Origin of the sequence: Arcanobacterium sp. S3PF19 (assembly GCF_000758825.1) — a bacterium.
GTDB lineage: Bacteria > Actinomycetota > Actinomycetes > Actinomycetales > Actinomycetaceae > Arcanobacterium_A.
Genome location: NZ_JRMX01000014.1, coordinates 94488 through 120458, shown reverse-complemented (window position 1 = coordinate 120458; position 25971 = coordinate 94488). Strand labels below are relative to the sequence as shown.

The 25971-nt window shown below is 55.0% G+C and carries 20 protein-coding genes, 4 tRNA genes and 1 other RNA gene; 19 read left to right on the top strand and 6 right to left on the bottom strand.

Going from position 1 to position 25971, the window contains the following annotated elements:
* The first annotated feature begins 101 nt into the window (after positions 1-101).
* From topA to HMPREF1631_RS04845, 5 genes are all read left to right on the top strand, one after another.
* Positions 102-2786 carry a type I DNA topoisomerase gene (gene topA, locus HMPREF1631_RS04865; RefSeq protein WP_034233047.1) on the top strand — a complete coding sequence of 895 codons (2685 nt, stop codon included), beginning with the start codon at positions 102-104 and terminating at the stop codon, positions 2784-2786.
* A 71-nt stretch (positions 2787-2857) separates the two neighbouring features.
* Positions 2858-3484 carry a dTMP kinase gene (tmk, locus tag HMPREF1631_RS04860; protein WP_034233337.1) on the top strand — a complete coding sequence of 209 codons (627 nt, stop codon included), beginning with the start codon at positions 2858-2860 and terminating at the stop codon, positions 3482-3484.
* Between the two features lie 45 nt (positions 3485-3529).
* Positions 3530-4744: a DNA polymerase III subunit delta' gene (locus HMPREF1631_RS04855; protein ID WP_052047119.1), complete on the top strand. Its 1215-nt coding sequence runs from the start codon at positions 3530-3532 to the stop codon at positions 4742-4744.
* Between the two features lie 57 nt (positions 4745-4801).
* Positions 4802-6337: an alpha/beta hydrolase gene (locus tag HMPREF1631_RS04850; protein WP_052047115.1), complete on the top strand. Its 1536-nt coding sequence runs from the start codon at positions 4802-4804 to the stop codon at positions 6335-6337.
* A 190-nt stretch (positions 6338-6527) separates the two neighbouring features.
* Positions 6528-6600 (top strand) — tRNA-Thr (locus HMPREF1631_RS04845).
* Positions 6601-6669: 69 nt separating this feature from the next.
* Here HMPREF1631_RS04845 and HMPREF1631_RS04840 read toward each other — a convergent pair.
* Positions 6670-7542 (bottom strand): hypothetical protein, encoded by an 873-nt coding sequence (locus HMPREF1631_RS04840; RefSeq protein ID WP_034233045.1) that lies wholly within the window; start codon positions 7540-7542, stop codon positions 6670-6672.
* A gap of 57 nt (positions 7543-7599) precedes the next feature.
* Positions 7600-10485: an AAA family ATPase gene (locus HMPREF1631_RS06840; RefSeq protein ID WP_084707461.1), complete on the bottom strand. Its 2886-nt coding sequence runs from the start codon at positions 10483-10485 to the stop codon at positions 7600-7602.
* Between the two features lie 93 nt (positions 10486-10578).
* Here HMPREF1631_RS06840 and HMPREF1631_RS04830 point away from each other — a divergent pair, with 93 nt between their 5' ends.
* A complete protein-coding gene (locus HMPREF1631_RS04830; RefSeq protein WP_034233043.1) occupies positions 10579-11733 on the top strand; it encodes a YafY family protein in 1155 nt (384 codons plus the stop codon).
* A gap of 63 nt (positions 11734-11796) precedes the next feature.
* On the opposite strand, the gene HMPREF1631_RS04825 is transcribed toward HMPREF1631_RS04830, so the two are convergent.
* Positions 11797-11881, bottom strand: a tRNA-Ser gene (locus HMPREF1631_RS04825).
* Positions 11882-12032: 151 nt separating this feature from the next.
* Here HMPREF1631_RS04825 and ffs point away from each other — a divergent pair.
* From ffs to recR, 4 genes are all read left to right on the top strand, one after another.
* An RNA gene (gene ffs, locus HMPREF1631_RS06995) (signal recognition particle sRNA small type) lies at positions 12033-12128 on the top strand.
* 100 nt (positions 12129-12228) lie between these two features.
* Positions 12229-13272 (top strand): tRNA (adenosine(37)-N6)-threonylcarbamoyltransferase complex transferase subunit TsaD, encoded by a 1044-nt coding sequence (gene tsaD / locus HMPREF1631_RS04820; RefSeq protein WP_034233041.1) that lies wholly within the window; start codon positions 12229-12231, stop codon positions 13270-13272.
* Positions 13273-13374: 102 nt separating this feature from the next.
* Entirely contained in the window at positions 13375-15525 is a 2151-nt protein-coding gene (locus tag HMPREF1631_RS04815) for a DNA polymerase III subunit gamma and tau (RefSeq protein WP_034233325.1), read from the top strand.
* Positions 15525-16139, top strand: a complete 615-nt coding sequence (gene recR / locus HMPREF1631_RS04810; protein ID WP_232215435.1) for a recombination mediator RecR — start codon at positions 15525-15527, stop codon at positions 16137-16139. Before HMPREF1631_RS04815 ends, recR begins: the two co-directional genes overlap by 1 nt.
* An 88-nt stretch (positions 16140-16227) precedes the next feature.
* On the opposite strand, the gene HMPREF1631_RS04805 is transcribed toward recR, so the two are convergent.
* Both HMPREF1631_RS04805 and HMPREF1631_RS04800 read right to left on the bottom strand, forming a co-directional pair.
* A complete protein-coding gene (locus tag HMPREF1631_RS04805) occupies positions 16228-17496 on the bottom strand; it encodes a DUF4032 domain-containing protein (protein ID WP_052047168.1) in 1269 nt (422 codons plus the stop codon).
* Between the two features lie 127 nt (positions 17497-17623).
* The gene (locus tag HMPREF1631_RS04800) at positions 17624-18742 is read right to left on the bottom strand and encodes an ABC transporter ATP-binding protein (protein ID WP_034233039.1); all 1119 of its coding nucleotides are present in this window, start codon (positions 18740-18742) and stop codon (positions 17624-17626) included.
* A 230-nt stretch (positions 18743-18972) separates the two neighbouring features.
* On the opposite strand from HMPREF1631_RS04800, the gene HMPREF1631_RS06835 reads away from it, so the two are divergent.
* The 9 genes from HMPREF1631_RS06835 (at position 18973) to HMPREF1631_RS04755 (ending at position 25641) form a co-directional block, all read left to right on the top strand.
* Positions 18973-20592 (top strand): serine/threonine-protein kinase, encoded by a 1620-nt coding sequence (locus HMPREF1631_RS06835; RefSeq protein WP_052047109.1) that lies wholly within the window; start codon positions 18973-18975, stop codon positions 20590-20592.
* A 19-nt stretch (positions 20593-20611) separates the two neighbouring features.
* Positions 20612-21421 (top strand): thioredoxin domain-containing protein, encoded by an 810-nt coding sequence (locus HMPREF1631_RS04790; RefSeq protein ID WP_034233031.1) that lies wholly within the window; start codon positions 20612-20614, stop codon positions 21419-21421.
* A gap of 139 nt (positions 21422-21560) precedes the next feature.
* A tRNA-Thr gene (locus HMPREF1631_RS04785) sits at positions 21561-21633 on the top strand.
* Between the two features lie 214 nt (positions 21634-21847).
* Positions 21848-22273 (top strand): hypothetical protein, encoded by a 426-nt coding sequence (locus HMPREF1631_RS04780; RefSeq protein ID WP_034233029.1) that lies wholly within the window; start codon positions 21848-21850, stop codon positions 22271-22273.
* Between the two features lie 390 nt (positions 22274-22663).
* Positions 22664-23011, top strand: a complete 348-nt coding sequence (locus tag HMPREF1631_RS04775; protein WP_232215434.1) for a PadR family transcriptional regulator — start codon at positions 22664-22666, stop codon at positions 23009-23011.
* Positions 23011-23703, top strand: coding sequence for a DUF5808 domain-containing protein (locus HMPREF1631_RS04770; RefSeq protein WP_034233027.1), 693 nt, complete (start codon positions 23011-23013; stop codon positions 23701-23703). Before HMPREF1631_RS04775 ends, HMPREF1631_RS04770 begins: the two co-directional genes overlap by 1 nt.
* Positions 23703-24029, top strand: coding sequence for a PLD nuclease N-terminal domain-containing protein (locus HMPREF1631_RS04765; protein ID WP_034233025.1), 327 nt, complete (start codon positions 23703-23705; stop codon positions 24027-24029). The genes HMPREF1631_RS04770 and HMPREF1631_RS04765 overlap by 1 nt, the downstream gene beginning before the upstream one ends.
* Before the next feature lie 2 nt (positions 24030-24031).
* Positions 24032-24865, top strand: coding sequence for an ABC transporter ATP-binding protein (locus HMPREF1631_RS04760; protein WP_034233023.1), 834 nt, complete (start codon positions 24032-24034; stop codon positions 24863-24865).
* The gene (locus HMPREF1631_RS04755) at positions 24862-25641 is read left to right on the top strand and encodes a hypothetical protein (RefSeq protein ID WP_034233021.1); all 780 of its coding nucleotides are present in this window, start codon (positions 24862-24864) and stop codon (positions 25639-25641) included. Before HMPREF1631_RS04760 ends, HMPREF1631_RS04755 begins: the two co-directional genes overlap by 4 nt.
* Before the next feature lie 91 nt (positions 25642-25732).
* Here the strand turns inward: HMPREF1631_RS04755 and HMPREF1631_RS04750 are convergent.
* Positions 25733-25803, bottom strand: a tRNA-Gly gene (locus HMPREF1631_RS04750).
* Between the last annotated feature and the right edge of the window lie 168 nt (positions 25804-25971).

Here is a 25971-nt window from a genome sequence, read left to right as displayed (position 1 = left end):
TTTTACGGAAACTTTTTTTTCACCGGAAAAACAATGTATCTTTACAATCGGACGGGGTCGTTCTAGGATTCCTTATTATATGGACAAACTGGGAGAGAAAAGTGTCGAAACTTGTTATCGTGGAGTCTCCGGCGAAGGCCCGCACAATCTCGGGATACCTGGGGAAAGAATACCGGGTGGAGGCGAGCATCGGTCATATCCGTGATCTGCCCAAGCCTTCCGACCTGCCCGCCGACATGAAAAAAGGCCCGTTTGCCAAATTCTCCGTGGACGTCGGGCACGGATTCGAACCCTATTACGTGGTTTCGCCGGACAAGAAGAAAAAAGTAGCCGAACTGAAAAAACTGCTGAAAAACGCGGACGAACTCTATCTCGCAACCGATGAGGACCGCGAAGGGGAAGCCATCGCCTGGCATCTTCTCGCGGCTCTGAAACCGAAGGTTCCCGTAAAAAGAATGGTGTTTCACGAGATCACGAAAGAAGCCATCAACCGTGCACTGGGCGCAACCCGGGAGCTGAACCGGCAGTTGGTCGATGCGCAGGAATCGCGGAGAATTCTCGACCGTCTTGTGGGCTACGAGGTGTCTCCCCTGCTGTGGCGAAAAGTAGCTCCGTCTCTTTCCGCCGGCCGCGTACAGTCGGTAACCACCCGTCTGGTTGTGGAACGGGAACGGGAACGGATGGCGTTTGTTCCGGTGTCCTATTGGGATGTGACGGCTGTTTTTGCCAAATCGGAGACGGAATTCAAAGCCAGACTGACATCCGTGGATAAAGCGCGCGTTGCGGTCGGGAAAGATTTTGCCGATACCGGCCGACTCGGCGACAAGGCACTCCGCGAGGGGGTGCGCGTGCTCGGCAAAACAGATGCGGCGCAGCTGGCGGCCTCTTTGGAGGGCGGCACGGGCACGGTTACCGCGCTCGAAAGAAAACCTTACCGCCGCCGTCCCGCGCCTCCGTTTACAACATCCACTCTGCAGCAGGAAGCTTCGCGCAAACTTAGGCTGAGTTCGCGCGAAACAATGAGAATCGCGCAGGCGCTTTACGAAAACGGCTATATCACCTATATGCGCACCGACTCGGTAAATCTTTCGCAGCAGGCCGTTTCCGCAGCCAGGACGCAGATAAAAGAAATGTACGGCAGCGAATTTCTGCCCGCGAAACCCCGTGTCTACGTCACCAAATCAAAAGGCGCGCAGGAAGCGCATGAGGCAATCCGTCCCGCGGGAGACCATTTCCGCACGCCCGGGGAAGTAAAAGCGAAACTGCAGGCGGGAGAGTTTGCGCTCTATGAACTGATTTGGAAGCGTACGGTTGCATCCCAGATGGAAGACGCCCGGGGAGACACCGTATCGGTGAAAATCACGGTTTGCCCGCAGGGGGCCGATTCGGTTTCGGAAGCGGTTTTCAGTGCGGCGGGCACGGTTATTTCTTTTCCCGGATTTATCTGCGCATACGAAGAAGGCCGGGACAACAGGCGCTATGAAGAAAAAGCGCAGTCGCATCTGCCCGAACTCGACAGAGGGGAAATCTTAACCGTGAAGGGCAGCACCGGCGAAGGGCATGAAACAGCTCCGCCTCCGCGCTACACCGAAGCTTCGCTGGTGAAAACGCTGGAGGAAAAAGGAATCGGACGCCCTTCCACCTATGCCTCCACTATTTCCACAATCACGGACCGCGGATATGTTTACCGCCGGGGACAGGCGCTGGTGCCTACCTGGCTCGCTTTTGCCGTCACGCGTCTTTTGGAAGAGAATCTTCCCGAACTGGTAGATTATGATTTTACTGCGGATATGGAGCATGAACTGGACCGGATCGCGGCCGGGGAGGAAAACCGCAGCGAATATCTGGAGAATTTTTATCACGGCTCGAAAGGGCGCAAAGGCCTGGAAGGGCAGGTCGCGCAGCTGGGAGATATTGACGCGCGTGCCGTAAACACAATCGAGATTACTCCGCGCATAAATGTGCGCGTTGGCAGATACGGACCGTATCTGGAAGAGATAAATGCGGCCGGGGAGGAAAACCGCAGGGCGTCTGTTCCCGGAGACATCGCCCCGGACGAACTCACGGGCGAAAAAGCGGAAGAAATTCTGACTGCCGCGCTGCAGGAAGACCGTATTTTGGGCAAAGAACCCGTTCACGGATACGATATTGCGGTGAAAGACGGACGTTTCGGACCGTATGTGTCCGAAGTTATTCCGGATGACGCGGTACAGCTCACTCCGACGGGGAAGGTATCAAAAACGAAACCGAAACCCCGCACGGCTTCGCTTTTTAAAACGATGAATCCGCAGACCGTCACGTTGGAAGATGCCCTGAAGCTTCTGTCTTTGCCGCGCAGTCTGGGAGAATCCGACGGGGAACAGATTACGGTGCAAAACGGCAGGTACGGACCTTATCTGAAATGCGGAAAAGAATCGCGCTCGCTCGAATCGGAGGAACAGATCTTCACAATCACAAAAGAAGAAGCCCGGGAACTGCTCAAACAGCCCCGGGTGCGCGGGCGTGCCGCAGCGAGGCCGCCTCTGGCCGAATTTGGCACGGATCCTGTTTCCGGTAAGAACGTTGTGCTCAAAGACGGCCGTTTCGGTCCCTACGTCACCGACGGGGAAACGAATGCCTCGGTGCCCCGAAGCGAGGACATCAACCGGCTGACCACACAGCGCGCCCTGGAACTTCTCGCGGCCCGCCGGCAAAAAATTGCCGAAAACGGCGGGGTGAAAAAACGTCGGGCAACGAAACGCTCCACGGGTGCAAAACGTTCCACGGGGACAAAACGGAAGAAGTAGCATATTTCCCGGGCGCGAACGGCAAAATGAAGAGCCGCAGCCCGAACAATACGGAAAGAGTTCAGACGCAGATGGCAGAAAACGAAACATCCGCCCGCGGGCTGTTTATCAGTTTTGAGGGCGGTGACGGTGCGGGGAAATCGACGCAGGTGGATTTACTGAAAACGTGGCTGGAGGGCTGCGGCCGGGAAGTGGTGGTTACCCGTGAGCCGGGCGGCACGGATTTGGGGTGTGAAATAAGAAAAATTCTGCTGCACGGAGAAGACGTGTCTTCCCGCGCGGAAGCCCTGCTGTACGCGGCAGACAGAGCGCATCATGTGGATACGCTGGTCCGTCCCGCACTGGAAAGGGGAGCGGTTGTGATCAGCGACCGCTATCTTGACTCCTCTCTCGCCTATCAGGGGGCTGCGCGGATGCTGGATCCGCGGCAGATATACGAACTGTCAATGTGGGCGGTGCAGGGTCTCCTGCCCCGGCTGACGCTGCTGCTCGACGTTCCGGCGGAAAAGGGTGGCGCGCGCGTGGGCGCGGTCCGCGACCGTCTGGAATCCGCAGGCATGGAATTTCACAGAAAGGTGCGCAGCGAATTTTTGGCTCTGGCAAAGGAAAATCCGCAGCGTTTCCGCGTGCTGGACGGAACACTGCCGATCGGCGAAATTGCTTCCCAAATTCGGGCAATAGCGGAGCCGCTGCTGTGAGGGGCAAATGCGGATCGGATCCGTGTTTGGCCGGGGAGGTGAAAAATGGTGGCAGACAGTTCCGTCTTCGGTGACCTCGTAGGGCAAAAGGCGGCAGTGGACGAAATCCGCCGTGCCGCACAGGCAGCCGGAAGAATAATCCGCAACGACACGGGAAACACGTCCGCAATGACGCACGCCTGGCTGTTTACCGGACCTCCGGGATCCGGGCGTTCGCTCGCTGCCCGCGCGTTCGCCGCTGCTTTGCAGTGCAGTGCGGAAATACCCGGCTGCGGACAGTGCAGGGAATGTAAGGCGGTTTTTGCGGGAAGCCATCCGGATGTGAAAATCGTCAGCACCGATCTCGTTACGATTTGCGCCACTGAGGTCCGGGAATTTGTGGCACAGTCATATTTGGCACCCGCCTGCGGAAACTGGCGTGTGTTTATTATTGAGGATGCGGACAGGATGCTGCGGCGTACCACAAACGTGCTGCTGAAAGCGATCGAAGAACCCGGTCCGCGCACGGTCTGGATTCTCTGCACGGCTGCCGTTGCCGATGTGCTTCCCACTATCCGTTCCCGCTGCCGAAACATAAATCTGGTTACGCCTTCCGTTGGGGAAGTGGCCAAACTGCTTACGGAACGCGACGGCACGGATCCGCAAACCGCTGCCGTCTGCGCACAGGCGGCACAGTCGCATATCGGGGTGGCGCGCGCGCTCGCCACCGATGCGCAGGCCTCGGGCATACGAAAAAGAACGCTGGAAATACTGGTCTCGGTCAGGGGGATCGGGGATGCCGTTATTGCCGCGGAGGCACTGACCAATACCGACTATATGATGTACGGGAAAAAGGGGAAAACGAAAACTTCCCTTGCCGAGAAAGTTTCTGCGGAAAAAACAAAGAAAATGGAAGCTCTCGGTTTGGACGCGGCGGGAAAGATTCCGGCTGCGCTGCGAAATCAGATTAATGTTGATTCCGCTCTCGTAAAAAGACGGGAGACGCGGGCAAAGCGCGATCTTTATGACCGCGAACTCATCTATCTGGAATCATACTTCCGCGATGTTTTGGTATGCCGGCTTGGTTCTTCCGTGCAGCTTATTAATCCCGATTTTGAGCAGAGCATCCGCCGGCGTGCGGAGAATACGCAGATAGGCGCGGCGATTAAAATTTTGGACGAACTGGAGCAGGCGCGGGCACGTCTTGCGCAAAACGGTGCGCCTGCGACGGTGTTTGCGGCGGCACTGGGCGCGGTGACGGCAGATGTAAATCTGTTTTGACGGTTTTGGGCGCGGCCGCGCAGGGTACGGAAAAAGAGCGAACGGAGGAATAATATCGTGTCCGGAAAGAGAAATGCGGGAATACTCCTTCTTCTGCTGACGGCAGTGGGGATGTCGGCAGCCGGGTGTGCGCGCTTTGGTGCGGCAGACGGTATCCGTCCGCATTCCGTAAGTGCGCCTATGCCGAAGATTCCCGCGGGACTGGAAAAGTTTTATACGCAGAGCATACGTTGGAAAGACTGCGGCGAAAACCTGAAATGCGCGAAAGTGACGGTTCCTCTCGATTACCGTAATCCCGCAGGTCAGACGATTAAAATTGCCGTGAAAAAGCGTTTGGCGGCCGGGAAAGCCATCGGCTCGCTGCTTGTCAATCCCGGGGGCCCGGGCGGCAGCGGGCAGGAAATGGCTGCCGGGGCAAAAGAATACTTCTCCGACAGTATTTTGCATTCTTTTGATGTGCTCGGTTTTGATCCGCGCGGTGTGGGGCAGTCTTCCCCGGTGGACTGCCTTTCGGACCGGGATTTGGGAAAAATTCTGGAGGCTTCCTATCCGCAGGATGAGGCCGGGGAAGCGCAGAAAACAGCCGATGTGAAAAAGATTGCGGCAGGGTGCAAAGAAAAATCCGGTGCCCTGCTCGGTTTTGTGGGAACGGAAAACGCTGCCCGCGACATGGATGTGATCCGACATACGGCCGGGGATCCGCGTCTTTATTACGTGGGTTACTCCTACGGCACGTCCCTGGGAGGAACGTATGCCCGTCTTTTCCCCGAAAATGTGGGAAGAATGGTTTTGGACGGTGCCGTTTCCCCTTCGGCAACGGAGTTTGAAAAAAATTCCGCGCAGCTGAAAGGTTTCGAGAATTCTCTGGACGCATATCTAAAAGACTGTCTGAGTGCGCCGAAACTGTGTCCGTTCAAGGGAAGCGTGGAGCAGGCGCGCCAAAAAATAAAATATATCCTCAAATCCGCCCTGCGCACTCCGATTCCCACTTCCGACCCAAACCGCCCTGCCACGCAGTCCGCGTTGATGTATGGGATCATTACCGCTCTGTACGACAATAAACTGTGGCCGCTGCTGAGCCAGGCTTTTGATTCCGTGCTGAAAAATAAGGGAGCCGACGCGATGATGTTTTTGTTTGACGCATACACGGGACGCGGGGCAGACGGATTTAAAAATAATTCCATGGAGGCCAATTGGGCAATCACCTGTGCCGATACTCCGGCGGGCGGGGATGCCCGCGACTGGAAAGAAAAATCGGCGCAGCTGGCGAAGATCTCCCCGGTGTTTGGGGAGATTCAGGGTTATGATGAGGAAATCTGCGCAAATTGGCCTTACCGTGCGAAACAGCGGCAGGAAAAATATCACGTTTCGCTGTCCGCTCCGGTTGTGGTGGTGGGCACAACAGGCGATCCGGCCACGCCGTATCAGTGGGCAAAAGAGTTTGCCGCCGATCTGTCAAATTCCGTTCTTATCACCTGGGAAGGGCAGGGGCATACCGCATACGGACGTTCCACGGAATGCGTGCGCAAGCCGATCGATAAATATCTGTTGGAGGGAACCGTGCCGAAAAATCTGATCTGCCCGGCAAAATAGCGGTGTTTCGGGCAGGCAATGCGTGCCGCGGGCCCGCTGCGCCCCGGCGCAAAATCGGACAAAAAACAGGCAGGGAAACTTTGTGACATCTTTCGCCATGAATTTATTTGAAAAATCACGTCAATACCGGTTACATTGAATAGTCGCAGATTTTATTTGCGCCGCGTTTGGCACAAAATCTTCTGCACGTGCCGCCTTAGCTCAGTCGGCAGAGCGTCTCACTCGTAATGAGAAGGTCGTGGGTTCGATTCCCACAGGCGGCTCCGGTCGATGTCCTCCGCTTTCCGTGCGGCTGCGGCAGCCGGAAGGTTTGGCAGAGAGCACGGACGGTTTTACCGGGCATATTTCTTAAAATCCCCGTTGCGGATTTTGATAAGTTCGCATACTTTACGCAAATAATCGCGAATCTCCCCGCTTTCCCCAAACAGGTTATCGTTACCCGGCTGCAGGATACCGAGATTATCGCGCCGGATGATTCCTCCTTTGAAGCACGATGCAAGATTTTCGCCTTCCATCCATTTTTCCGGGGTAATATCGGTGAAAAAACAGTTCAGCCTGCCGCCCGGAAAACACTCTTTCAGTGTTCGGCCGACTATGTCGGAGCAAAGTTGATAACGCTTATTATTCATCTTTCTTTTTGGCAAAATCCACAGATTCCCGCGTGTAAGATACAGTTCGGCAAGTTGGCGCACCTCTTCGAACTGCGCCACTTTTCTTACGGCTGCGGCTTTGCGGTCATTTTCTGTTTTATATTCTTTTCCGTCACTCGGCAGCGAATCGGGACCGGGCTCCAAAACACTGATTATAAACCCGAGTTCTTCTCCGGATTTTACTCTGACGGAATTGGCATATTCCCTATTGGCCAGTTCTTTGAACGGTGTCCAAAAACTTACCGTGACATCCGCGTGCAAAAGACGGTCTTTGTCTTTCCCGGATTTTCCCGGCTCGCGCCACACTTCTCTGTCGCCGTATTCGCGCAGCCGAAATGCCCGCGAGTCGCCGTCGTATTTCAGCCGTCTTCTGTCATTATTTTTATCGATAAGTTCCATATGCTTATACACCAGAAAATAGTGCATCAGGTTCAGCACCGGATTATTGCCGTTAATCCGGGGCGTATATCCTTCTTCTCCCCCGGAGGTCTTTTCTCTGCGAAAAGTGTCAAAGACAGCTTCCAAAACGGCATTTGTTGAATTTATGTCTCCCATGGTTCTGTTTCTCCTTTTGCGGTTGTTGCGGACGATGCGTGTTTGGTTTCGTTTCGTTTAATCTACCCGAAAGCCAATCCGGGGCGGTAACCCCAAATGTCCGGTGTTCAGGACAACGTCGGCCGGACGCAGGGTTTCCAGCTCGCGAACTGTTGGTTTTAAACCGTGTGCGGCGCGTTTTTGCAGGCGTACGGCCTGTTCCAGGATGCACTCTTCCAGCATTTGCCGTGCTAAACGGCCGTTACCCGAGTTCGGCCCGATTTCCGCTTTTTCCAACAGTTCCCGTGCTTTACGCCGTGCCGCGTCGGTGAAGCGGTATTTCTTTGCCTTGGCGTGGCTCATCAGGATCTCAAACAGCTCGAAGCGGGAATAATCCGGAAAATCTACAGTCGTCCGTACCCGTGATGCAAAACCTGGGTTGGCCTGCAGCATCAGTTTCATTTCCGCGGTGTAACCTGCCATAATAACGATTATTTCCTCACGCATGTCTTCCATGTGTTTCACCATCGCGTCAATGGCGACGCGGCCTTCGCCGTCATCGTTGAGAGTGTAGGCTTCGTCAATAAACAGCACCGATCCGCGGGCCTTTTGAAACACGGACTCCACCAAAGCGGCAGTGGAAACCATCGGATTTCCGATCAGATCCCGGCGCGATACCTCGAAAAAATTTCCGATTGCCAAAAGTTCGCGCTCGCGCGCGATTTGCCCCACCAGGCGCGCCACCTCGGTTTTGCCGGTACCCGGATTGCCGGCAAAGACCATGTGCATCGGCACAAAATGGGTGCTTAGCCCCGCATCATGCCGCATTTTCCGGTTTTGCGCAAAATACAGCTGTCTCATCACTTCGTTCTTTACCGATTTCAATCCGATTAAGCGCGACAGACGTAGCGTCCCCGACGGCAGAGTGTCCGATTCGCAGTGCGGCACATCCTTCTTTATTAAGGTTGTGAGCTGTGTTTTCGTCAGCGCACTGTCATTTTCCCCCTGTGCCAGGCGCACCCGCTGGTTTCGCTGAATGTCTGCCACCAGGTTACGCACAAAACGGGCGTTGCCCTGCTCCGGTTTCATACCCGCTGCCGCCAGCCGGTCACGGACAGCTCTGCGCGCGCACTGAGTTATTTTCAGGCCCTGCTTTTCCAGCATAAAATCGAAAATTTTACCGAGTTCTTCGGGTGTGTAATCCGGGAATTTAATAATCGAGCCGATACGTGAGCGGAATCCCGGGTTGGTGTTCAGGAGCTGTTCCATCGCCTTTTGATAGCCGGCAAAAATAACTACCGTGTCCCGTCGGTGATTTTCCATCTGCGCGATTAGTTCGGCAACCGTATCGCTGCGGCCGGACAGCGTGTAGGCTTCGTCAATAAAGATAACCGAGCCTTTGGCGTGGGCGAAGAGCCTGTCGATTCTGTTGGTTTCTCCCGGAGTGCCGGTACCCAGATGTGTCCCCGACACACGGAATACGCGGCCCTCACTCAGTACGCCCATTTCCTTCAGGATCCGGCCGTACAGCTGCGCCACCTCCGTTTTCCCCGTCCCCGGAGAACCTGCAAATACAGAGTGCAATGCTATGTCGGAATCCGCAAGTCCCGCCCGGCGGGCGATTTGTCCTATCCGAAACGAATCCAGCACCATCCGAATTTCCTTTTTTACTTCTTCCAGCCCAATGAGCTTATTCAGTTCTTCCATCGCGTCGGTTTTGTCCCTCATGCCGCCGGGTTCGCCGACCACTGCCCTGTATTCGGCAAAGTCCGTTTCCAGATTGTGTTTTGTGATCCACCGGTTGGCAAGAGTCTGCGGGTCTTTCCGGGAAGATTTGTCCGCCGCAGCCGCTTCAATCACCGCGTCCAAACTCCGCATGGCGCGCTTATCCATAACGAAGCCGCATCTGCGTAAACGATGTGCCGTCTGCGCCCGTGCCCGGCGGAGTTCGGTTACGGCAAACTTTTGTGCCGGGTTGCGGCGCAAAGTAACCAACGGCACGTTCAGGGTATGCTCCAAACGTGCGGCGATATTGCGTTCTGCGGCTCCGATAAGGAAAATCAGCTGTATCCGGCGCGGATATTTATTGGCACAGTCAAGAATTTTCCGCAGCACCGCCGCGGCGCGCAGCTCGCTGTCGGTGCCTTCTTTCTGCCGCGAATAGTCAATTACCAGAGTTGATTTTTCAAGGCTGCGAAACAGGTTTGCGTTAATTTCATCAGAGATTTTTTCGTATTCGGTAAAGTCTTCCGGCTGTCCGTAAAGATCCAAAGTAAAAACATTGCGGTTGCCGAGGCGTCCCGCCCGGTTCAGTGCTTCCAAAAGCAGATCCCCGGCGGAGTTCGCCTCGGCGATGGATTCGACTTCAATGGCATATTCAAACGCCGCCTGCCAGTTTTCGCCTTTTTCGGTGGTGTCGGGAAAGCCGCTTTCTGTTCCCTGTCTGTTTTGCGACGCTTTTATGCGTGATATTTCCCCACCCAAATCCAGGCTGTAGGGAGTTTTCTCTGCTTCTTTGCCCAAAACGTCCCAATCCCGCGGATTCTCAGTTGCCAAATCACAAAAAAGCAGGGTGTTTTTTCCCACAGCCGGAAAAAACAGGTTGTACATCTCCGAAAGGTTTGCCCGGTGCGCATCTCTGCGCACGTATATATGGCGAAGGAGATTTTCCGCCGAAACTTCCTCCACACTGAGGGGGCAGTTCTGCGGAATGTCTTCAACGAACTTTTCCCCCATTCTTTCCCGCATGAATTCCCGGACGTAATTCTCTATATCCGCGGGTGTAAGCCGATGATCCCTGACAAAAGCGCCGAGAATACCCCCGCTTTTCATCTCGCCGTTTAAAATGAACCGGGCGGGATATTCCGAAACACTCAGCATTACAGGCCAATCTGATCCGACAGGCTTCCATGGAGACTCGTCCCGCAGTGACAGGCCGGCGCAGCAGATTTTGAAGTATCTCATCGTTCTCCCTTTTGGTTTGTCTGAAAACAAATTAAATTGTAAAAAAGCCTAAAATAATACAGTAGAAAACTACTGTCGGCGAAGAGAAATATCATGAGTGAAAATAAAACAACTTCCGGCCGCCGTACTCTCCGGGACACGGCCGGACCCCGACGCGGTATAGGTTTCCTTATCTTTCGCTACCTGCTGGAAAATACCGGCACCGATTGCGGGGTAAGCGCGAAAGATGTCGGATCTGCGTTCCGCGAACCTTGGAGATACGGGATAGACTGGCTGAAGCCGCGGAAACTGACCGAAAAAACCGCTCTGGCGCATCTGCGTATTTTACGCAGTCTGGGAAATTCCCTTCCTTTTGGGGTGACTGTCAGACAATTTGGAGATCTGGAAAAGGAATTGCGTCCCGAAGGGGTGAAAGATACCAAATGGTTTGCGCAAATGCCTCTCACTGCCGGGGATATGCGTTTCCTGGCAGATGCACTGTCGGCAACCCGGGTGAACCCCGAGGATCTGGAAGAAGTTCGCGCCAATCTGGCGTTAATGGCAAATACGGATCCGAAAAGATTTTCCCGGGGCTATGTGAATCACATAGAGGACCGTCTGCTTCCCGGTGTGCGCCGAACCGTGGAAATTCTGGAGCAGGCTATTGCGGAGCATAAAACCGTTAGTTTTGATTACAGCCACTTCAACGTCAGAGGCGGTTACGACTGGGATAACGTGCAGTCCTACACGAATATGTATCCGCATGGGCTTATTTTTAAAAAAGGAATTTACTATTTTCTGACAAACAGCAAACCCCGGGCCACGGAAAAGAACATACTGAGTCTGGTTGTCGAACGCATTTCAAATATCCGTATCGGCGAAGTTCCCGAAGATGAAATTTCCGGAAGCGGCAGCGGCTTCGACTTTATGAAATACTCTTTGGAACGGCCCTATATGCACAGCGGTGAGGCAAAGGATGTCGAGTTCATTACGGAAGGGCATCTGGACAGCGTCTTCAGCACCTTTCCCAATGCCCGGGCCGTGCGCATACCGAAGAAAGAAAAAGACATCTATCTGGTGCGGGTGCGTGCGGAACTGACTGCTATGACCTGGTGGATTTTGCAGTACTCGGACTCAATGGCGGTTCGCAGACCTCCGGAACTTGTGCGGAAAGTTAAAACCGTTATCGACACTGCCGCCCGCAGATACGCAAAAATATCCGGCGAAAATTCGAAAGTTGCCCGAAAGGCCGGCCCTCCCCGCGGGTAAGACCGTCCCCACAGGTAAAAGTGCCTAAAATAAGGGAAAACCCGCGCCGGGCGCGGGCAGTTGCGGAGGTAGGGGGATTCGAACCCCCGAGGGCTTGCACCCAACACGCTTTCCAAGCGTGCGCCATAGGCCGCTAGGCGATACCTCCGGATCTGTCGGGACGCAGAACAAAACACGTCTCAACAAAGATTAATTCTATATCCCATAGGCCCGAATACAAAACGAAATATATGTCTGCGGGGTGTTTTTCATCTCATCTGCCCTCTTTTGCCGTTCTTTTTTGAAATTGGTAAAATAAACCCGACTTCCCACGCGGCGCCGTCTTCCGGAATCCCCCAGGGCCTGATCGCAGCAAGGGCACGGGAGCTCCGGCGGGTGCGTGGGAAGTCCTTTATTTTGGCATACATAAAGCCGTTGCGCTGAATTTCTTATATATTCGCTTACAGTCTTCGCCGGAACTGCGTAAAGCGTCTCCCGGGCATTACAATTGACAGTATGAGTGAACTGATTCTTGGGGTTGAAACCTCCTGTGACGAAACCGGAGTGGCTCTCGTGCGCGACGGGGAACTGCTTGCCGACGTAACGGCCACATCCATGGACGAATATGCGCGTTTTGGCGGAATCATCCCCGAAATTGCTTCGCGTGCGCATCTGGAATCTTTTGTGCCGACGCTGCACGCTGCCCTGGAGAAGGCGGGTGTTACGCTTGACGAAGTTGACGCCGTGGCGGCCACCGCCGGCCCCGGACTGATCGGTTCGCTGATAGTGGGTGTTTCGGCGGCGAAAGCGCTGGCTCTGGCATTGGGAAAACCGTTTTACGGCGTAAACCACATTATTGCGCATCTTGCGGTGGACCGTCTGGTTCACGGGGATTTTCCCGAAAAATTTGTCGGTCTGGCAGTCAGCGGCGGACATTCGCATTTGATGCTTGTGCGCAATATAGCCACGGACGTAGTTGAACTGGGCGGCACTTTGGATGATGCGGCCGGAGAGGCTTTCGACAAAGTGGGACGTTTGCTCGGTTTGCCGTATCCCGGCGGTCCGCACGTAGACAGGCTGGCGCGGGAGGGAGATGCGACAAAGATTCGTTTTCCGCGCGCGCTGCAGTCGGGAAAGAACCTGGAGCTGCATAAATACGATTATTCGTTTTCGGGACTGAAAACCGCGGTTGCACGGCATATCGAGGGGCTGCGGGAACGCGGGGAAGAGATTCCGAAAGCCGATATTGCCGCCGGATTCCAGGAAGCTGTATCCGGGGCACTGGTGGAAAAAGCCATTGCCGCGGTCCGTGCAAACGGCTGTGACACACTGGTGGTCGGGGGCGGTTTCTCCGCCAATTCGCGGCTGCGTGAACTGGCACAGGAAGAGGCCCGGCGCAGCGGACTGAACGTGAGGATTCCCCCGATCCGTTACTGCACCGACAACGGCGCGATGATTGCGACTTTGGGTTGGGAGATGGTGCGCAACGGAGTGGAGCCTTCGGGTCTGGGTATTTCCGTGGATACCTCGATGGCGCGTGACACCGTAATTTTGCGTTAATTTGGGCGTCTGCGCGTTTTGCGCGGAAATTCTCCCGGGAGGTTATCCACAATCAGCCGGCCGGGTGGAGTGCTTGGCGTAAAGTTCTGTAAAATACACGTTGTGAGCATTGCGTTGTATCGCCGTTACCGGCCTGAAAATTTTGAAGAAGTGATCGGTCAGGAGCACGTGACCAAGCCTTTGACGGCTGCGCTCGAAGCGGGGCGGACCACCCATGCTTACCTGTTTTCCGGTCCGCGCGGCTGCGGAAAAACCACTTCTGCGCGGATTTTGGCGCGCTGTCTGAACTGTGCGGAATATCCGACGGCCGTACCGTGCGGCAAATGCGAGTCCTGTGTGGAACTCTCGCGCGGCGGATCCGGTTCGCTGGACGTCGCAGAGCTGGACGCCGCTTCGCACGGGGGAGTTGACGACGCGCGTGAACTGCGTGAACAGGCAGGATTTGCCCCGGTTCGGGATCGGTTTAAAATTTTCATTATCGACGAAGCGCATATGGTGACGAATCAGGGGTTCAACGCTTTGCTGAAATTGGTGGAAGAACCTCCGCCGCACGTGAAGTTTATTTTTGCCACCACAGAACCCGAAAAAGTGATCGGAACAATCCGCTCCCGCACGCATCATTACCCATTTCGCCTTGTGCCGCCGCAGATTCTGACGGATTATCTGCGCAGCGTATGCGAAAAAGAGGGAATCACCGCACCAAACGAAGTGCTTTCCCTTGTGGTTCGGGCCGGAACGGGTTCCGTGCGCGACACTCTTTCCGTTCTCGATCAGATTATTGGCGGGAGCGAGGGAAATACCCTGGATTATAACCGTGCCGTTGCCCTGCTCGGATACACATCGGCAGATCTTCTCGACGAAGCGGTGGATGCATTGGCCCGCAGTGACGGCGCTGCCGTTTTCGGGGTTGTGGAAAAAATTGTGAACTCCGGGCACGATCCGCGGCGTTTTGCGGAAGATTTGCTGCGGCGTTTGCGGGATTTGGTGATTATTGCTCTGGCGGACGAAAGTGTGCGTAATGTGTTCGTCTCCGTGCCGGAAGACAGGTATCGGATCATGACCGCACAGTCGCAGGCCGTGGGGGCAAAACTGGCTTCGGGTGCGGCCGATTTGGTAAATGAGGCGTTGGGCACGATGGCCGGAGCCACCGCTCCGCGTCTGCAGCTCGAATTGCTGTGCGCGCGGCTAATTATGCTTAGCCGGGAGCAGGGAGCTGCAGGCCTCCGCTCTGCTTTCCCTTCGGCGGGAGGTTCCTTTAATACGCCGGTGGAGAATGCGGCTAAAAATTCCGCAGGTGCCGCGGCTGCTTTAACGGCGGCAAAAGCGGCAACGCAAAACTCTGTTTCTGCCGAAGAATCTGCCTCTTCCCTATCCCCGCGTCCTGAGCGTCCCGCCGCTGCGCACACCCACCCGGCGGCGGAGAAAGAAGAATCTGCGCGGCAGGGGCAGTCCCGATCGGCAGCGCAGAACGGAGATTATTCCCTGATTAGCGGCAGCTGGGAGAAGATCTTGGAAGTCGCGGGCAAAAAATCCGCCGCCGCGGCCGGACTGCTGAAAAATGCGCAGGGCGTGGCAAAATATGAAAACGGCATACTGAGCGTTGCTTTCGGTAATGCGCATTGGGTGAAAACATTTAACCGCACAATTCCCGTATTGGACACGGTGGCATTTACGGTTTATGAAATTACCGGGCTGAAGACCAGAGTGCAGGCCGTGCAGGTATCTTCGGCTGCGCAGGATTCTCCCGCCGGACCGGATTTTCCCGCCGGGCAAACCCCACCCGGGGCGCAGATCGGTGGGCAGCACCCAAAAGTGCCGGGCCGGCAGCGGGATAATTCGCAGCCGGCTTCGCAGGCTCCGCAGCCGGAAAACAATTTTAAATTTACTCCTCCGCCGGAAGAAGATACGTTCTTCTTCACCGACATTCCCGATCTGCCCACCGTTCATTTTGAGCCTTCCGCCTCCACGGGTTCTGCATCTTCGCCGGAAACTGCCAAAGAACAGCCGCGAAATTTTCCCCCGTCGCGGATGCCCCTGAATCCCGGCGTGGTTTCGCCGGGCGAAGATCCCGGGCAGTACAACGGAGAAACGGGTGTGCAACCCAACCGGGAAGAGGAAACGGAATCCGAATGGGAAGAGGTTTCCCCGGACGATCCGAGTATTTCGCGCTCCGAGTATGCAGGGGTGAATGTGGTGCTCAAAGAGCTGGACGGCACGGTGATTGAGGAAATACCAAACAAAGAGGGTGAATAGTGGCAGGAATATATGACGGCGCAGTACAGGAACTGATCGACGAACTTGGACGGCTTCCCGGTGTGGGTCCGAAGAGCGCGCAAAGAATTGCCTTTCATCTCCTGGAAGCGGAAGATGCGGAAGTAAAAGCGCTTATTGCGGCTCTGGAAGCGGTGAAAACGAGAGTTCGTTTCTGCAGCGTGTGCGGAAGCGTTACGGAAGAGGAGATATGCAAAATATGTTCCGATCCGCGTCGCCTGGATTCCGTGCTTTGCGTGGTTGAAGAATCGCGCGATATTGTGGCTATCGAACGCACCCGGGAATACCGCGGAAAATACCATGTGCTTGGCGGGGCGATAGACCCGATTGGGGGAATCGGACCGCAGCAGCTGCGGATTCGCGAACTGTATGCGCGTCTGGCAGACGGAAAAGTGCAGGAAGTGATTCTGGCAATGAACCCCAACGTGGAAGGAGAGGCAACAGCCACCTATTTGGCGGTGAATCTTTCCGGCATGGGAGTGGACGTATCGCGTCTGGCTTCCGGGCTTCCCGTCGGCGGGGATTTGGAATACGCAGACGAAATTACTCTTTCGCGCGCTCTGGAGGGCCGCCGGCGAATCAGCACATCGGAGTAGGATCTACCCGAAACCGGATCAGGTTTCGGCAAATGCGGGGCCGGCGGTTTTGCCGGCCGGCAGTTTGGGGCCTTGGCAGGGATTCGGTTTAGGCAAGATATCCGGACCAGTCTTCGTCCGGTTCGGGTTTTTCGCCCACGCTTTGCCCGAGCAGCGCCGCCTCATCCGGTCTGTTTTTCAGAATCTGATTAATATATGAGTCTATCGCTTCCTGCATGCTTACGTCGTGGCCTGCTTTTTCCGAAATATACCAGCGGTGTTCGAGGACCTCATGGAAAATCTGTGCCGGTTCCAGTTTTCCGCGCAGTTCCCGGGGGATCGCACGGATAGTCGGCTCATATACATTCTGCATCCATTCGTGGGCCACAATCGCCAAATTTGTATCCTGGTTTCCGCTGAGCACACGATACTGTTTCATATCGTTTATCATTCTGCGGGCCTGCGCTTCTTCCACATCCAGGCCGGTCAGGCGCATGAGCCGTCTCGAATAATGTCCGGCGTCCACCACCCGGGGGCGGATCGACATGGTTGTGCCGTTAATGTCGGCAGTCATCTTCAGCTCCGCGACGTCGAAGCCCAGTTCGTTAAGGCGCTGAATTCGCTGGTCCACACGCCATTTGTCGTTAATTGAGAAAGATTCCTCGCCGGTCAGTTCGTCCCAGAGTTTGTGGTAGCGGTCCAGAAAACGGTTTCCGATTTCAATGGCGTCGTATTCCTGCATCAGGATTCCGCCCGCCTGCAAATCCATCAATTCCCCGATAATGTTCAGATGCGCCGTTTCCACATCGTATTCGCGTTTTCCGTCCGAAATGTGCGGGAAGAGCTCCCCGGTTTCCGCATCTACCAGATATGCGGCGTATTCCCCGGCGTCGCGGCGGAAAAGTGTGTTTGACAGCGAAATGTCTCCCCAGTAAAAACCGATCAGGTGCAGCCGGACGATCAGCACGCTCAGTGCGTCCATCAGTCTGTTGACCGTTTCCCCGCGCATTCCCGACTGGCCGAATACCGCACGGTAGGGAAGGGAAAACGGCAGGTGCCGGGTGACCAGCGCGGCATTCAGCGGCTGTCCGTCGGCGGTAAAACGGTTGTTTACGATTGCCACGGGTTCTACGCACGAGCCCGAGAGGCGGTAGAGGCTGCGCAGGGTGGAATATTCGTGGCGGGCGAGGTCTTCGCTGATTTCCTTTACCGCCACCGTTTTCCCGTTCAGATTGGCAAAACGCACTACGTGGCGGGAAATACCGCGCGGCAGGGCGATGATCACGTCGTCCGGCCATTCGCGCAGCGGCAGATTCCACGGCAGATCCAGCAGACGCGGTTCAACGTCGGCGGCGGTAATGTTGAGAATGTGGTTCATATTTTCCATTCTAAAGGAAAGATTTTCTGTTTTTGCGGCTTTTGGGTGTGGCATGAAAAACGCGGGAGGAACTGCACACTGCAGTTCCTCCCGCATCACGGGTTATTTCTCTGCGCAATACGGAATGTCAGTCTCCCAGACGCTTTCCGGAAACGGCAGAGAAGAAGTGGATGTGTCCGGGGCGCGGACGCAGATTAATCACCTGGTCCTGCGCGACTTTCCGCTCCGGGGGTACGCGAACAACCATCGTTTCGGAGTTGTCTCCCGAGCCGAAACGGGATTCTTCGTTTTCCTCTCCGGCGATTGTGCCGTACACATAGGAATCTGAACCGAGATGTTCGACGAAAGTAACTTTCAGCGGGATCGTGTCGATACCCGGTTCGGCAATCTCAAACCCTTCCGGACGGATGCCGATCGTAACTTTATCTTCCGATCCGATCGCGCTCTTCACGGATTCGGGCAGCATTACGGTTGCTTCGCCAAACTTGGCGCTGTCGCCCTCAACGCGCCAGTCGCCGAGATTCATTGCCGGCGAGCCGATGAATCCTGCCACGAAGGCGTTTGCCGGCCTGGAGAACATCTCATCCGGCGAAGCCACCTGCTGCAGAATTCCGTCTTTCAGGACGGCGATCCTGTCGCCCATCGTCAGGGCCTCGGTCTGGTCGTGCGTCACATAAACGGTGGTTACGCCGAGTTCGCGCTGCAGAGAGGCGATCTGTGTGCGGGTCTGCACACGGAGCTTTGCGTCCAGATTGGAAAGCGGTTCGTCCATCAGGAACACCTGCGGCTTGCGCACAATCGCGCGGCCCATCGCCACACGCTGACGCTGTCCGCCGGAAAGTGCTTTCGGTTTCCGGTCGAGATACTGGGTCAGATCCAAAATACGCGCGGCCTCTTCCACGCGCCTGCGGATTTCCGCCTTGTCCACGCCTGCGATTTTCAGGGCGAAGCCCATATTGTCCGCTACGGTCATATGCGGATAGAGTGCGTAGTTCTGGAACACCATGGCGATATCGCGTTCTTTCGGAGTGACGTTGGTGACGTCGCGGTCTCCGATTAGAATTCGTCCGCTGTTTACATCCTCAAGGCCGGCGAGCATTCGCAGCGATGTCGATTTGCCGCAGCCGGAGGGGCCGACGAGAACGAGAAACTCTCCGTCCCGGATTTCCAGATTTAATGAATCAACAGCAGGCTTTTCCGAGCCCGGATAGACGCGGGTAGCGCCGTCAAAAGTAACGGTAGCCATTACTCTTCCCTTCACCGACAGGTACGTGTCGGACGATCCGTTGTGAAAGGTGCTTATATAAAGCACGGTGGCACGTCGGTGTACCACTGAAAATAATTATCACATGATTATCCGGTATTTTTCCAGTGCCGATTTTAATGTGAGTGGGATTACTTTTCGCAGCAGAAAGCGGGGCGTGCAAAACGGGGAGAGTGTGTGTGTAAAATGTTGCTAAACGGGCATATCGGACTGTGCCCCGGCAGTGTGAGGGTCTTTTGCGGAAAGAAATAGGCGGATATACGCTTTTGCGCAGAATCGGTGCGGGAGGAATGTCCGCGGTTTATGAAGCCGTGGACGGCGCCGGCGTGCATGTGGCGCTGAAACTCCTTCACCCGGGTGTTTCCGCAGACGGGCAAGCGCGTGCCAGACTGCGCCGCGAAGTGGCGGCAATGCAGCGGATTAAAAGTGAATACGCGGCCGAAATCATCGATGCGGAATTCGATGCGGATGAGATTTTTCTGGTGACGGAGCTGATCGAGGGGATCACCCTGGAACAGGATGTACGCGAAAACGGGCGTTTCACCGAGGAAGATCTCGCTTCTCTGGGCGGGCAGCTGGATGCGGCTCTGAGATCCATTCACCGCGCCGGCGTGCTGCACCGCGATCTGAAACCGGCAAACGTGATGATGCGCAATAACCGTCCCGTGCTGATTGATTTTGGAATTGCGCAGTTGGGAGATGATTCCAGACTGACCCGCACCGGGTTTGTGGCGCAGACTCCGGGTTACTGCGATCCGCGCGTGATTCGCGGCGCTGCCCCCGACGAGGCGGCCGACAGGTGGGCGCTGACGGCCGTTTTGGCGTATGCCGCAACGGGTTCGCCGCCTTTCGGCACAGGCGATCCGCAGGTTGTGCTGAATCGGGTGCTTGCCGGTTTGGTGCAGGGGGAAACGGGAAACAGCACTTTGGACGAAGCATTCAGGCGCGCTCTTTCTCCCCGGTTGGAAGAACGGCTGTCTTTCGCCGCCCTTACGGAGATAATCCGCAATCCGGAGATTCCCGCGACGCGGATAATTCCCGTTTCCGGGGAAAGGACGCAGATACTGCCCGAATTCACGCAGCCGGTTCCGTTTCGCGGCGATCCGGCGCGGGGATCCGATGCGGCAGAAACTTCGTGGCCGCAGTCTTCGTGGCCGGAAAATGCCGCCGCCGATTTGTCCGATGCCGGCGATTTTCCGGCAGCGGATTTGCCCGCATCCGATTTCCCGGCAGGGGAACGGGAGATAAAGACGCTCCGCCGTTTTCCCGTGCTCATTTTTCTCTGTGCGCTTACTTTGGCGGTTTTTGCCTGCGTTCTGGGCGGAAAGACAAATTTTGCGGCCGGTATCGGTCTGTGTGCGGCCGTGGCACTGTTTTTTGATTTTCTGGGATCTCTGTGGCTGGATATGCAGGTGCGCCGGCTGCGCGGCGGAAATCAGGGCCGCCTCGGTGCGGTGTTTTCGCTCCTGAAATCCCCTTATATTTTTCTCGGCTCCGTGCTCCGGACCGCAGTCAATTCAGTTTTTGCCCTGTGTTGCGGGTATGCGGCTCTTTACGCACTTTCTCTTCCGGAGACGCGCCTGCGTTTTCGGGATATGGCCGGTTTCGAATCGCGGCAGGCGGCTCTTTTGGGGGCACTTGTTTTTGTGTCCGTCCAGTGGGGAAGTCCTTTTGCCAAAAAGATGCGTACCGGCGTGCGCGTGCTGATCCGTACGCTTGCCCCCGGAATCCGGTACAGACTGCTGTGGGCGCTTGTGCTGACCGGTGTGTGCGCGGTGGGCATCCGGGCACTGAATGCGGGAAATTTTAATATCGGCGTGCTAAATTATTAGAGGACGGCGGAAGGAAAGCATGAACGGGAAACAGAGTGGGAAAAGCCATCGCGAGGCAGTGCGCGAGAAAGCAAGAATGCTGCGTAAAGAGCAGGAGAGACGGGCACGCCGAAATAAAATTCTGATTGCCGTATGTGTGCTGTTCGTGCTGGCCGTAGCCGGGTTTGCACTGTTTGTGACGCTTTCTTCGTCTGCGGGAAAGCAGGGCGCATCCGGAGGAAGTGTGCGCAGTGCACGGCTGCAAAACGTTTCCCCGAAATACGGTATTGCGGTAGACGCGCAGGGCGCGGCGACCGCTTCGGTGCGCGAGAATATTCCGCAGCTTGCGATGTACACGGATTATATGTGTATTCACTGTGCGGAGCTCGAGAATTCGTCGAAGGACGCCATCGTCCGTCATACGCATGAGGGCACAGTGCAGTTTATCAACTACCCCGTGGCAATTATGGGCCACGAAAGCTCGATTATGGGTGCCGCGGCTTCGTTCTATGTGGCCACGTATGCGCCGAAACAGTATCAAAAATTCCAGCAGGGGCTGTTTGCGAAAACGAAGCAGTTCCTGGAAGACAGAACAGGCAGGCCCCCGACAGCCGCCGATATTGCGAAAATCGCAAAAGAAGCCGGTGTGCCGCAGGATGTGGTAAACGATCTGCCGGCTTCGGTCGGCTCCGGGCAGTGGGCGGACGTGGTGAAGAAAGCCACCGACAGTTTTACGGCCGCGGGCTTCGAGGGTACGCCCACAGTGACTCTGAACGGAAAAGAAGTAAAAGATTACGGAAAAAACGGATTCTCCGGGTATCTGGATGAATTGGCGGCTAAGGCAAAGTAAGCGGCTCTCCCGGTAGGCGGCCGTGAAGACGAAGCACACGTGCCTGATTTTCGCGGTATCGCAAAAATTTGCCGTGCAGTCGCTTATCCGGCATGATTGAACTCGCCGATAGCAGTTTCGGCCGTTACCGGCAGGCAATGCCTCCTTAGCTCAGTTGGTAGAGCGCCGCTCTTGTAAAGCGAAGGTCGTCAGTTCGAGTCTGACAGGGGGCTCCGGTGGGACGCTCATTTTGATGCAAAGTGGGCGTCCTGTTTTTATGTCGTGTGATTTTGGTTCGATAGTGTAAAATGGGGGCACTCTGTGCTCAGGTGTGCTTATGGACATCCGGCAATAGGGAAATATTCTTCCGGGAACAGTAATGGCAGCATCGATAAAAAATAGGCGTAGGTTGGCCGGATTCCGGCGATAAGGGAAAGGAGAGTTATCGTGCGCGGAGATAATGGCATTGCGTGCCGCTTGCCCAAAATCCAACTGTGGATCATCGCCACGTTAAGTGTCTCAGGAATTATTGCTCTTGCATATGGCCGGTCTAAACAGTCCGATCCCGGCATATTAGCGATTCTGCTGTTGCTTTACGGCGGAGTGCTTCCCCTGATAGTCATGGCTTTCACGCTTATGAGGAAGGTCGGACTTAAGCAGCGGGCTTTGGTTTTCCCGTGTTGCCTGTTGATGTCTGTTACGGCGTTGTCATTTGCATTCTTCGGAGAAACGATTGCGGCGGATTTTCTCGGCATTGTGATGGTTAGCTACCTGTTTTGGCCGGGACGGGAAATCAATTTCGCACTTAGTATCCTGTCTATAGTTTTGTGTATGGGAATCACACTATGGCAGTACTCACGCCGGCAAAGCTGATACGACAAAGCAAACGAATTTATCGGATTGTGTTTTAAAAAGGGGAGTATACCGTTTTTATGGCATATCTGAACAGTATTGAAACACGGCGCCATATAGTGTCTCAGGTGTGTCACATGCCTTACGGTCCGGGGGCAACAAGGTTTTCCGGAAAATCACGAAAGGTAAAGTTGTTCATACTCCCAACCGGGTTGGCAAACTCCCGAACACTTCCGGGCCTGCCGATGGAACGCCCTGAACACCGGACTTAAACCGGCACCGCTAACGCAAACTATTTTTCACACCCCTAAGCGATACCGCCGGCTCAAAAGGGTACTTATCAGACCTGACATCCTAGCAAATAGTAGTTGCTTGATCTTTGGGTACGCGGTAGTATGTTATGCAAGGAACATGGTTAAGCAAGGAGGGGTTGTGTCTGAGTCACAGTTACGCAAGGGTGCGGTTGAACTGATTGTCCTTGGATTACTTTCGTCTCGTCCTTCTTACGGGGGGCAGCTTGTAGAGCGTTTTCGCGAGGAAGCGGGATTGGAGATTTCTACGGGTACGTTATATCCGCTGCTCGCGCGACTACGTAAATCAGGGTTGGTAGTTACGGCTTGGCAGGAGTCTCCGGTAGGGCCACCGAGGAAGATTTATAAGCTCGCAAACCCTGGGAAGAATCGCTTATTGCAGATGCGCCGCGAGTGGGAGGCGCTTGATTGTGCTGTGAAGCGAACAACACAGAAAGGAATACGGTAATGAAGTGGTTCGGTAAGGACGCAGAGGGGCAGGCGCGAGTTTTGGGGATACCTGTCTCCGGGCTGTGGTTGGGGCGCTCTGATGCTGCGTTGGATGGTTTTGAACCAGAGAATCCGCGCTTGTTCATTCCTCGAAAATACGGACTGGGTTGGGACATTAATCTGGGTGCTGTTGGTGTGCGTTTAGGGCTAATTCGGCCCGATGATTCTCTACCGGACTTGGCTAGCTATGTCCCCACGCGTCTAAAGCGCGGCATTAAGCTCACCACTATCGCCGGTGGGATTGGGGTTGCGTTCTTGGCGGTACTGCTCAGCCGCAAGGAGCAGGTTCTCCTCCAGCGCTCAACACGCGGAGGATCCCAAAGATTTATTACCGGCAGACAGGCTGCGCTAGCTCCAGTGGTTTTAACGACCGTTGCCGCACTAGCGCCACAGGTCTTTCGACGCGATGACCCAGAATCCGAAGATGCCGTGCGTTTGGCCAATCAGGCGGATCTGATGGGCGTTGAAGCCATGTCCATAGCCTGGCTTGCAGCAATGCGCCGGGCTGGCGACAAGCAGGAAATGAACCGCCGGTTGATGGTGCCCATTGTTGCTTTATGGCCCCTCGTTGCTGGCGCTTGCCAACTCGCTTATGTGAAAACCGCGTTAGCCAGGGTAAAAACCCGGCTACACAATTCAGGAGACAAGTAATGAACCCTATAGATAAACTGTTGGATTTGCCGACCCCGGCATTAATAGGAGTTTGCATCCTTATAGGAGTGCAACTGATAGCGGTGGTCTGGTCTTTGATTTGCTTGCTGCGCGATAAGCGAACTCACATTGCCGGTTTAAATCGCCTAGTGTGGCTCTTGGTTATCCTCTTTGGCCAAGTGATTGGGCCAATCGTCTTTTTGGTTATGTACTTTAACGAACAAAGACAGTTTAAGGTACAGCGTGAATATGAACAGAAAGCTACAGCCAAGCATCACCGGGTTGATGCGAGTTCAGTGGTAAGCAAGCTATATCCGAAGGAATGAACATGGATTTAGCAGTCTGCACTAAAGATTTATCCAAAACCTTCGGTAAACACCAAGTACTAACCAACATAAACCTTCGAGTTCCTACCGGCTCCTGTTATGGGTTTGTGGGAGCGAACGGAGCTGGCAAAACCACCACCATGAGGATCCTTGCAGGACTGGCCGGAGCCAGTAGTGGCAGCGCCACCGTGCTGGGAGTTAGCCGGGGCAAACTTCCGGTCAAACCGATCCCTGGCGTGTCTTACCTGACTGATGTCCCCCAGATTAGCCCCTGGCTTAGAGCCAAGGATGCGCTCATCACTCTCGCCCGCCTTGGTGGAATCTCCCCAGACCTGGCAGCCGAAAGAAGCGACGAACTACTCAATCTGGTTAACCTCGACAAAGCCCCCGGAAGAATCGGCTCCTTTTCTAGAGGCATGAAGCAACGGATGGGAATAGCAGCAGCACTCGTTACTGCCCCGAAACTACTACTGATAGACGAACCAACCAGCGCTCTTGACCCGATCGGGCGAGCAGATGTTCTGGCGCTACTACGCGAGTTAACCGGGCAGGTAACGATAGTATTTTCCTCCCACATCCTCAGCGATGTCGCTAAAGTCTCTACCCACGTGGGGATCTTGCATCGCGGTAGCCTGCTAGCTCAAGGACAGTTAGGCGAGCTGGTCAATCAGCAAACTAAACACGTTACCCTTGATGTCACGGTGCGTGCAGACGTTGCCACCGCCGTGGCTAAGGCTATCTATAGCCTCGATTCTGCCGCAAAGATTCACCCCACCTTTAGCGGCTTAGATGAACTTTTCACCAAACTAACTAAGGACGGCGGTAAAAAATCGTGAATACCTCGAGTTTCAGATTGATCTGGCGCTATCAAGCTGTCTGGCTCCTACGCTCCTATGGCACATGGATTATAGGCGGGGTATTCGTTATCCTTGCTCTCACCCAAGGATTGTTTACCCAATACACGCCGCGAATCATCAGATTTCTGGCCGGATCAGAAGTAACCACGCTAATACAGTCACTACCGGAACCTTCCTGGCAGCAAGCCTACGCGGGATGGATAAAGAACCTTACCCAAATTCTTACCGTAATCCTTGTTGCAATGAACTCTTTTCGTTGCAGCGTGCTTACCGGCAATGGTGACATTCCTTTTATTTTCCCTGGTAGCGTGCAGCGCTCACACTACCTCATCAGCTTTGCTGTCAGCAGCTGGCTATCTACCCTATTCCTTGCCGTCTTCAGCGCTGCCCTGGCTTGGGCTGGAACATCACTGTTATTCCCAGGCGCTAATCCCGCCCCGATAATATTGGCTAGTTTGGTATGGGCGCTACAAATCATTCTCATTCACGCTATACAAACGGTCGCAGCCACTTTTAAACCAGGCATCGGCATGCCCCTTGCGGCTGGATTCGGAGCCTACCTACTAATAACGATGTCAGCGATATTTATCCAGGAGGGCAACAAAACTCCCCTTGGCCTCTCCCCCATAATCAACAACCTCGCTCAAGACACACTCGAGGCGCCTTGGGTCTGGCCAATCACCAGCAGCCTATTGCTAATCATTACGCTGCTTTTCACCGCCACCTACGTATACAACAGAGTAGAACTTGACTAAAACCCAAACCCGTTAACGCAAACTATTTTTCACGCCCCTAAGCGATACTCGCTAACGCAAAAGGGTACTTATCAAATCGAAGTCTAAGCGGAGCGGGTGACGGGAGTCGAACCCGCCTCTGCAGCTTGGGAAGCTGCCATTCTACCGATGAACTACACCCGCAGGGCTGCGCCGGCAGCGCGGCACACGCCGCAACCGGCTTTACAGACTCCTATTGTACGCATTATTTTTCGTTTCGCCAAACACACGGGCCGCTGCACTCATTTGCCGCGTCCCGCTTTGCCGTCCGCCGCAGGCGCATCCGGCTGCCGCCTACGCATTTGCGGAAAT

Excerpts from the sequence above, each read along its gene's own strand:
- tmk (WP_034233337.1), top strand. The coding sequence starts at position 2,858 with ATGGCAGAAAACGAAACATCCGCCCGCGGGCTGTTTATCAGTTTTGAG.
- HMPREF1631_RS04855 (WP_052047119.1), top strand. The coding sequence starts at position 3,530 with ATGGTGGCAGACAGTTCCGTCTTCGGTGACCTCGTAGGGCAAAAGGCG.
- HMPREF1631_RS04840 (WP_034233045.1), bottom strand. The coding sequence starts at position 7,542 with ATGGGAGACATAAATTCAACAAATGCCGTTTTGGAAGCTGTCTTTGAC.
- HMPREF1631_RS06840 (WP_084707461.1), bottom strand. The coding sequence starts at position 10,485 with ATGAGATACTTCAAAATCTGCTGCGCCGGCCTGTCACTGCGGGACGAG.
- HMPREF1631_RS04830 (WP_034233043.1), top strand. The coding sequence starts at position 10,579 with ATGAGTGAAAATAAAACAACTTCCGGCCGCCGTACTCTCCGGGACACG.
- tsaD (WP_034233041.1), top strand. The coding sequence starts at position 12,229 with ATGAGTGAACTGATTCTTGGGGTTGAAACCTCCTGTGACGAAACCGGA.
- HMPREF1631_RS04805 (WP_052047168.1), bottom strand. The coding sequence starts at position 17,496 with ATGAACCACATTCTCAACATTACCGCCGCCGACGTTGAACCGCGTCTG.
- HMPREF1631_RS04800 (WP_034233039.1), bottom strand. The coding sequence starts at position 18,742 with ATGGCTACCGTTACTTTTGACGGCGCTACCCGCGTCTATCCGGGCTCG.
- HMPREF1631_RS04790 (WP_034233031.1), top strand. The coding sequence starts at position 20,612 with ATGAACGGGAAACAGAGTGGGAAAAGCCATCGCGAGGCAGTGCGCGAG.
- HMPREF1631_RS04775 (WP_232215434.1), top strand. The coding sequence starts at position 22,664 with ATGGTTAAGCAAGGAGGGGTTGTGTCTGAGTCACAGTTACGCAAGGGT.
- HMPREF1631_RS04770 (WP_034233027.1), top strand. The coding sequence starts at position 23,011 with ATGAAGTGGTTCGGTAAGGACGCAGAGGGGCAGGCGCGAGTTTTGGGG.
- HMPREF1631_RS04765 (WP_034233025.1), top strand. The coding sequence starts at position 23,703 with ATGAACCCTATAGATAAACTGTTGGATTTGCCGACCCCGGCATTAATA.
- HMPREF1631_RS04760 (WP_034233023.1), top strand. The coding sequence starts at position 24,032 with ATGGATTTAGCAGTCTGCACTAAAGATTTATCCAAAACCTTCGGTAAA.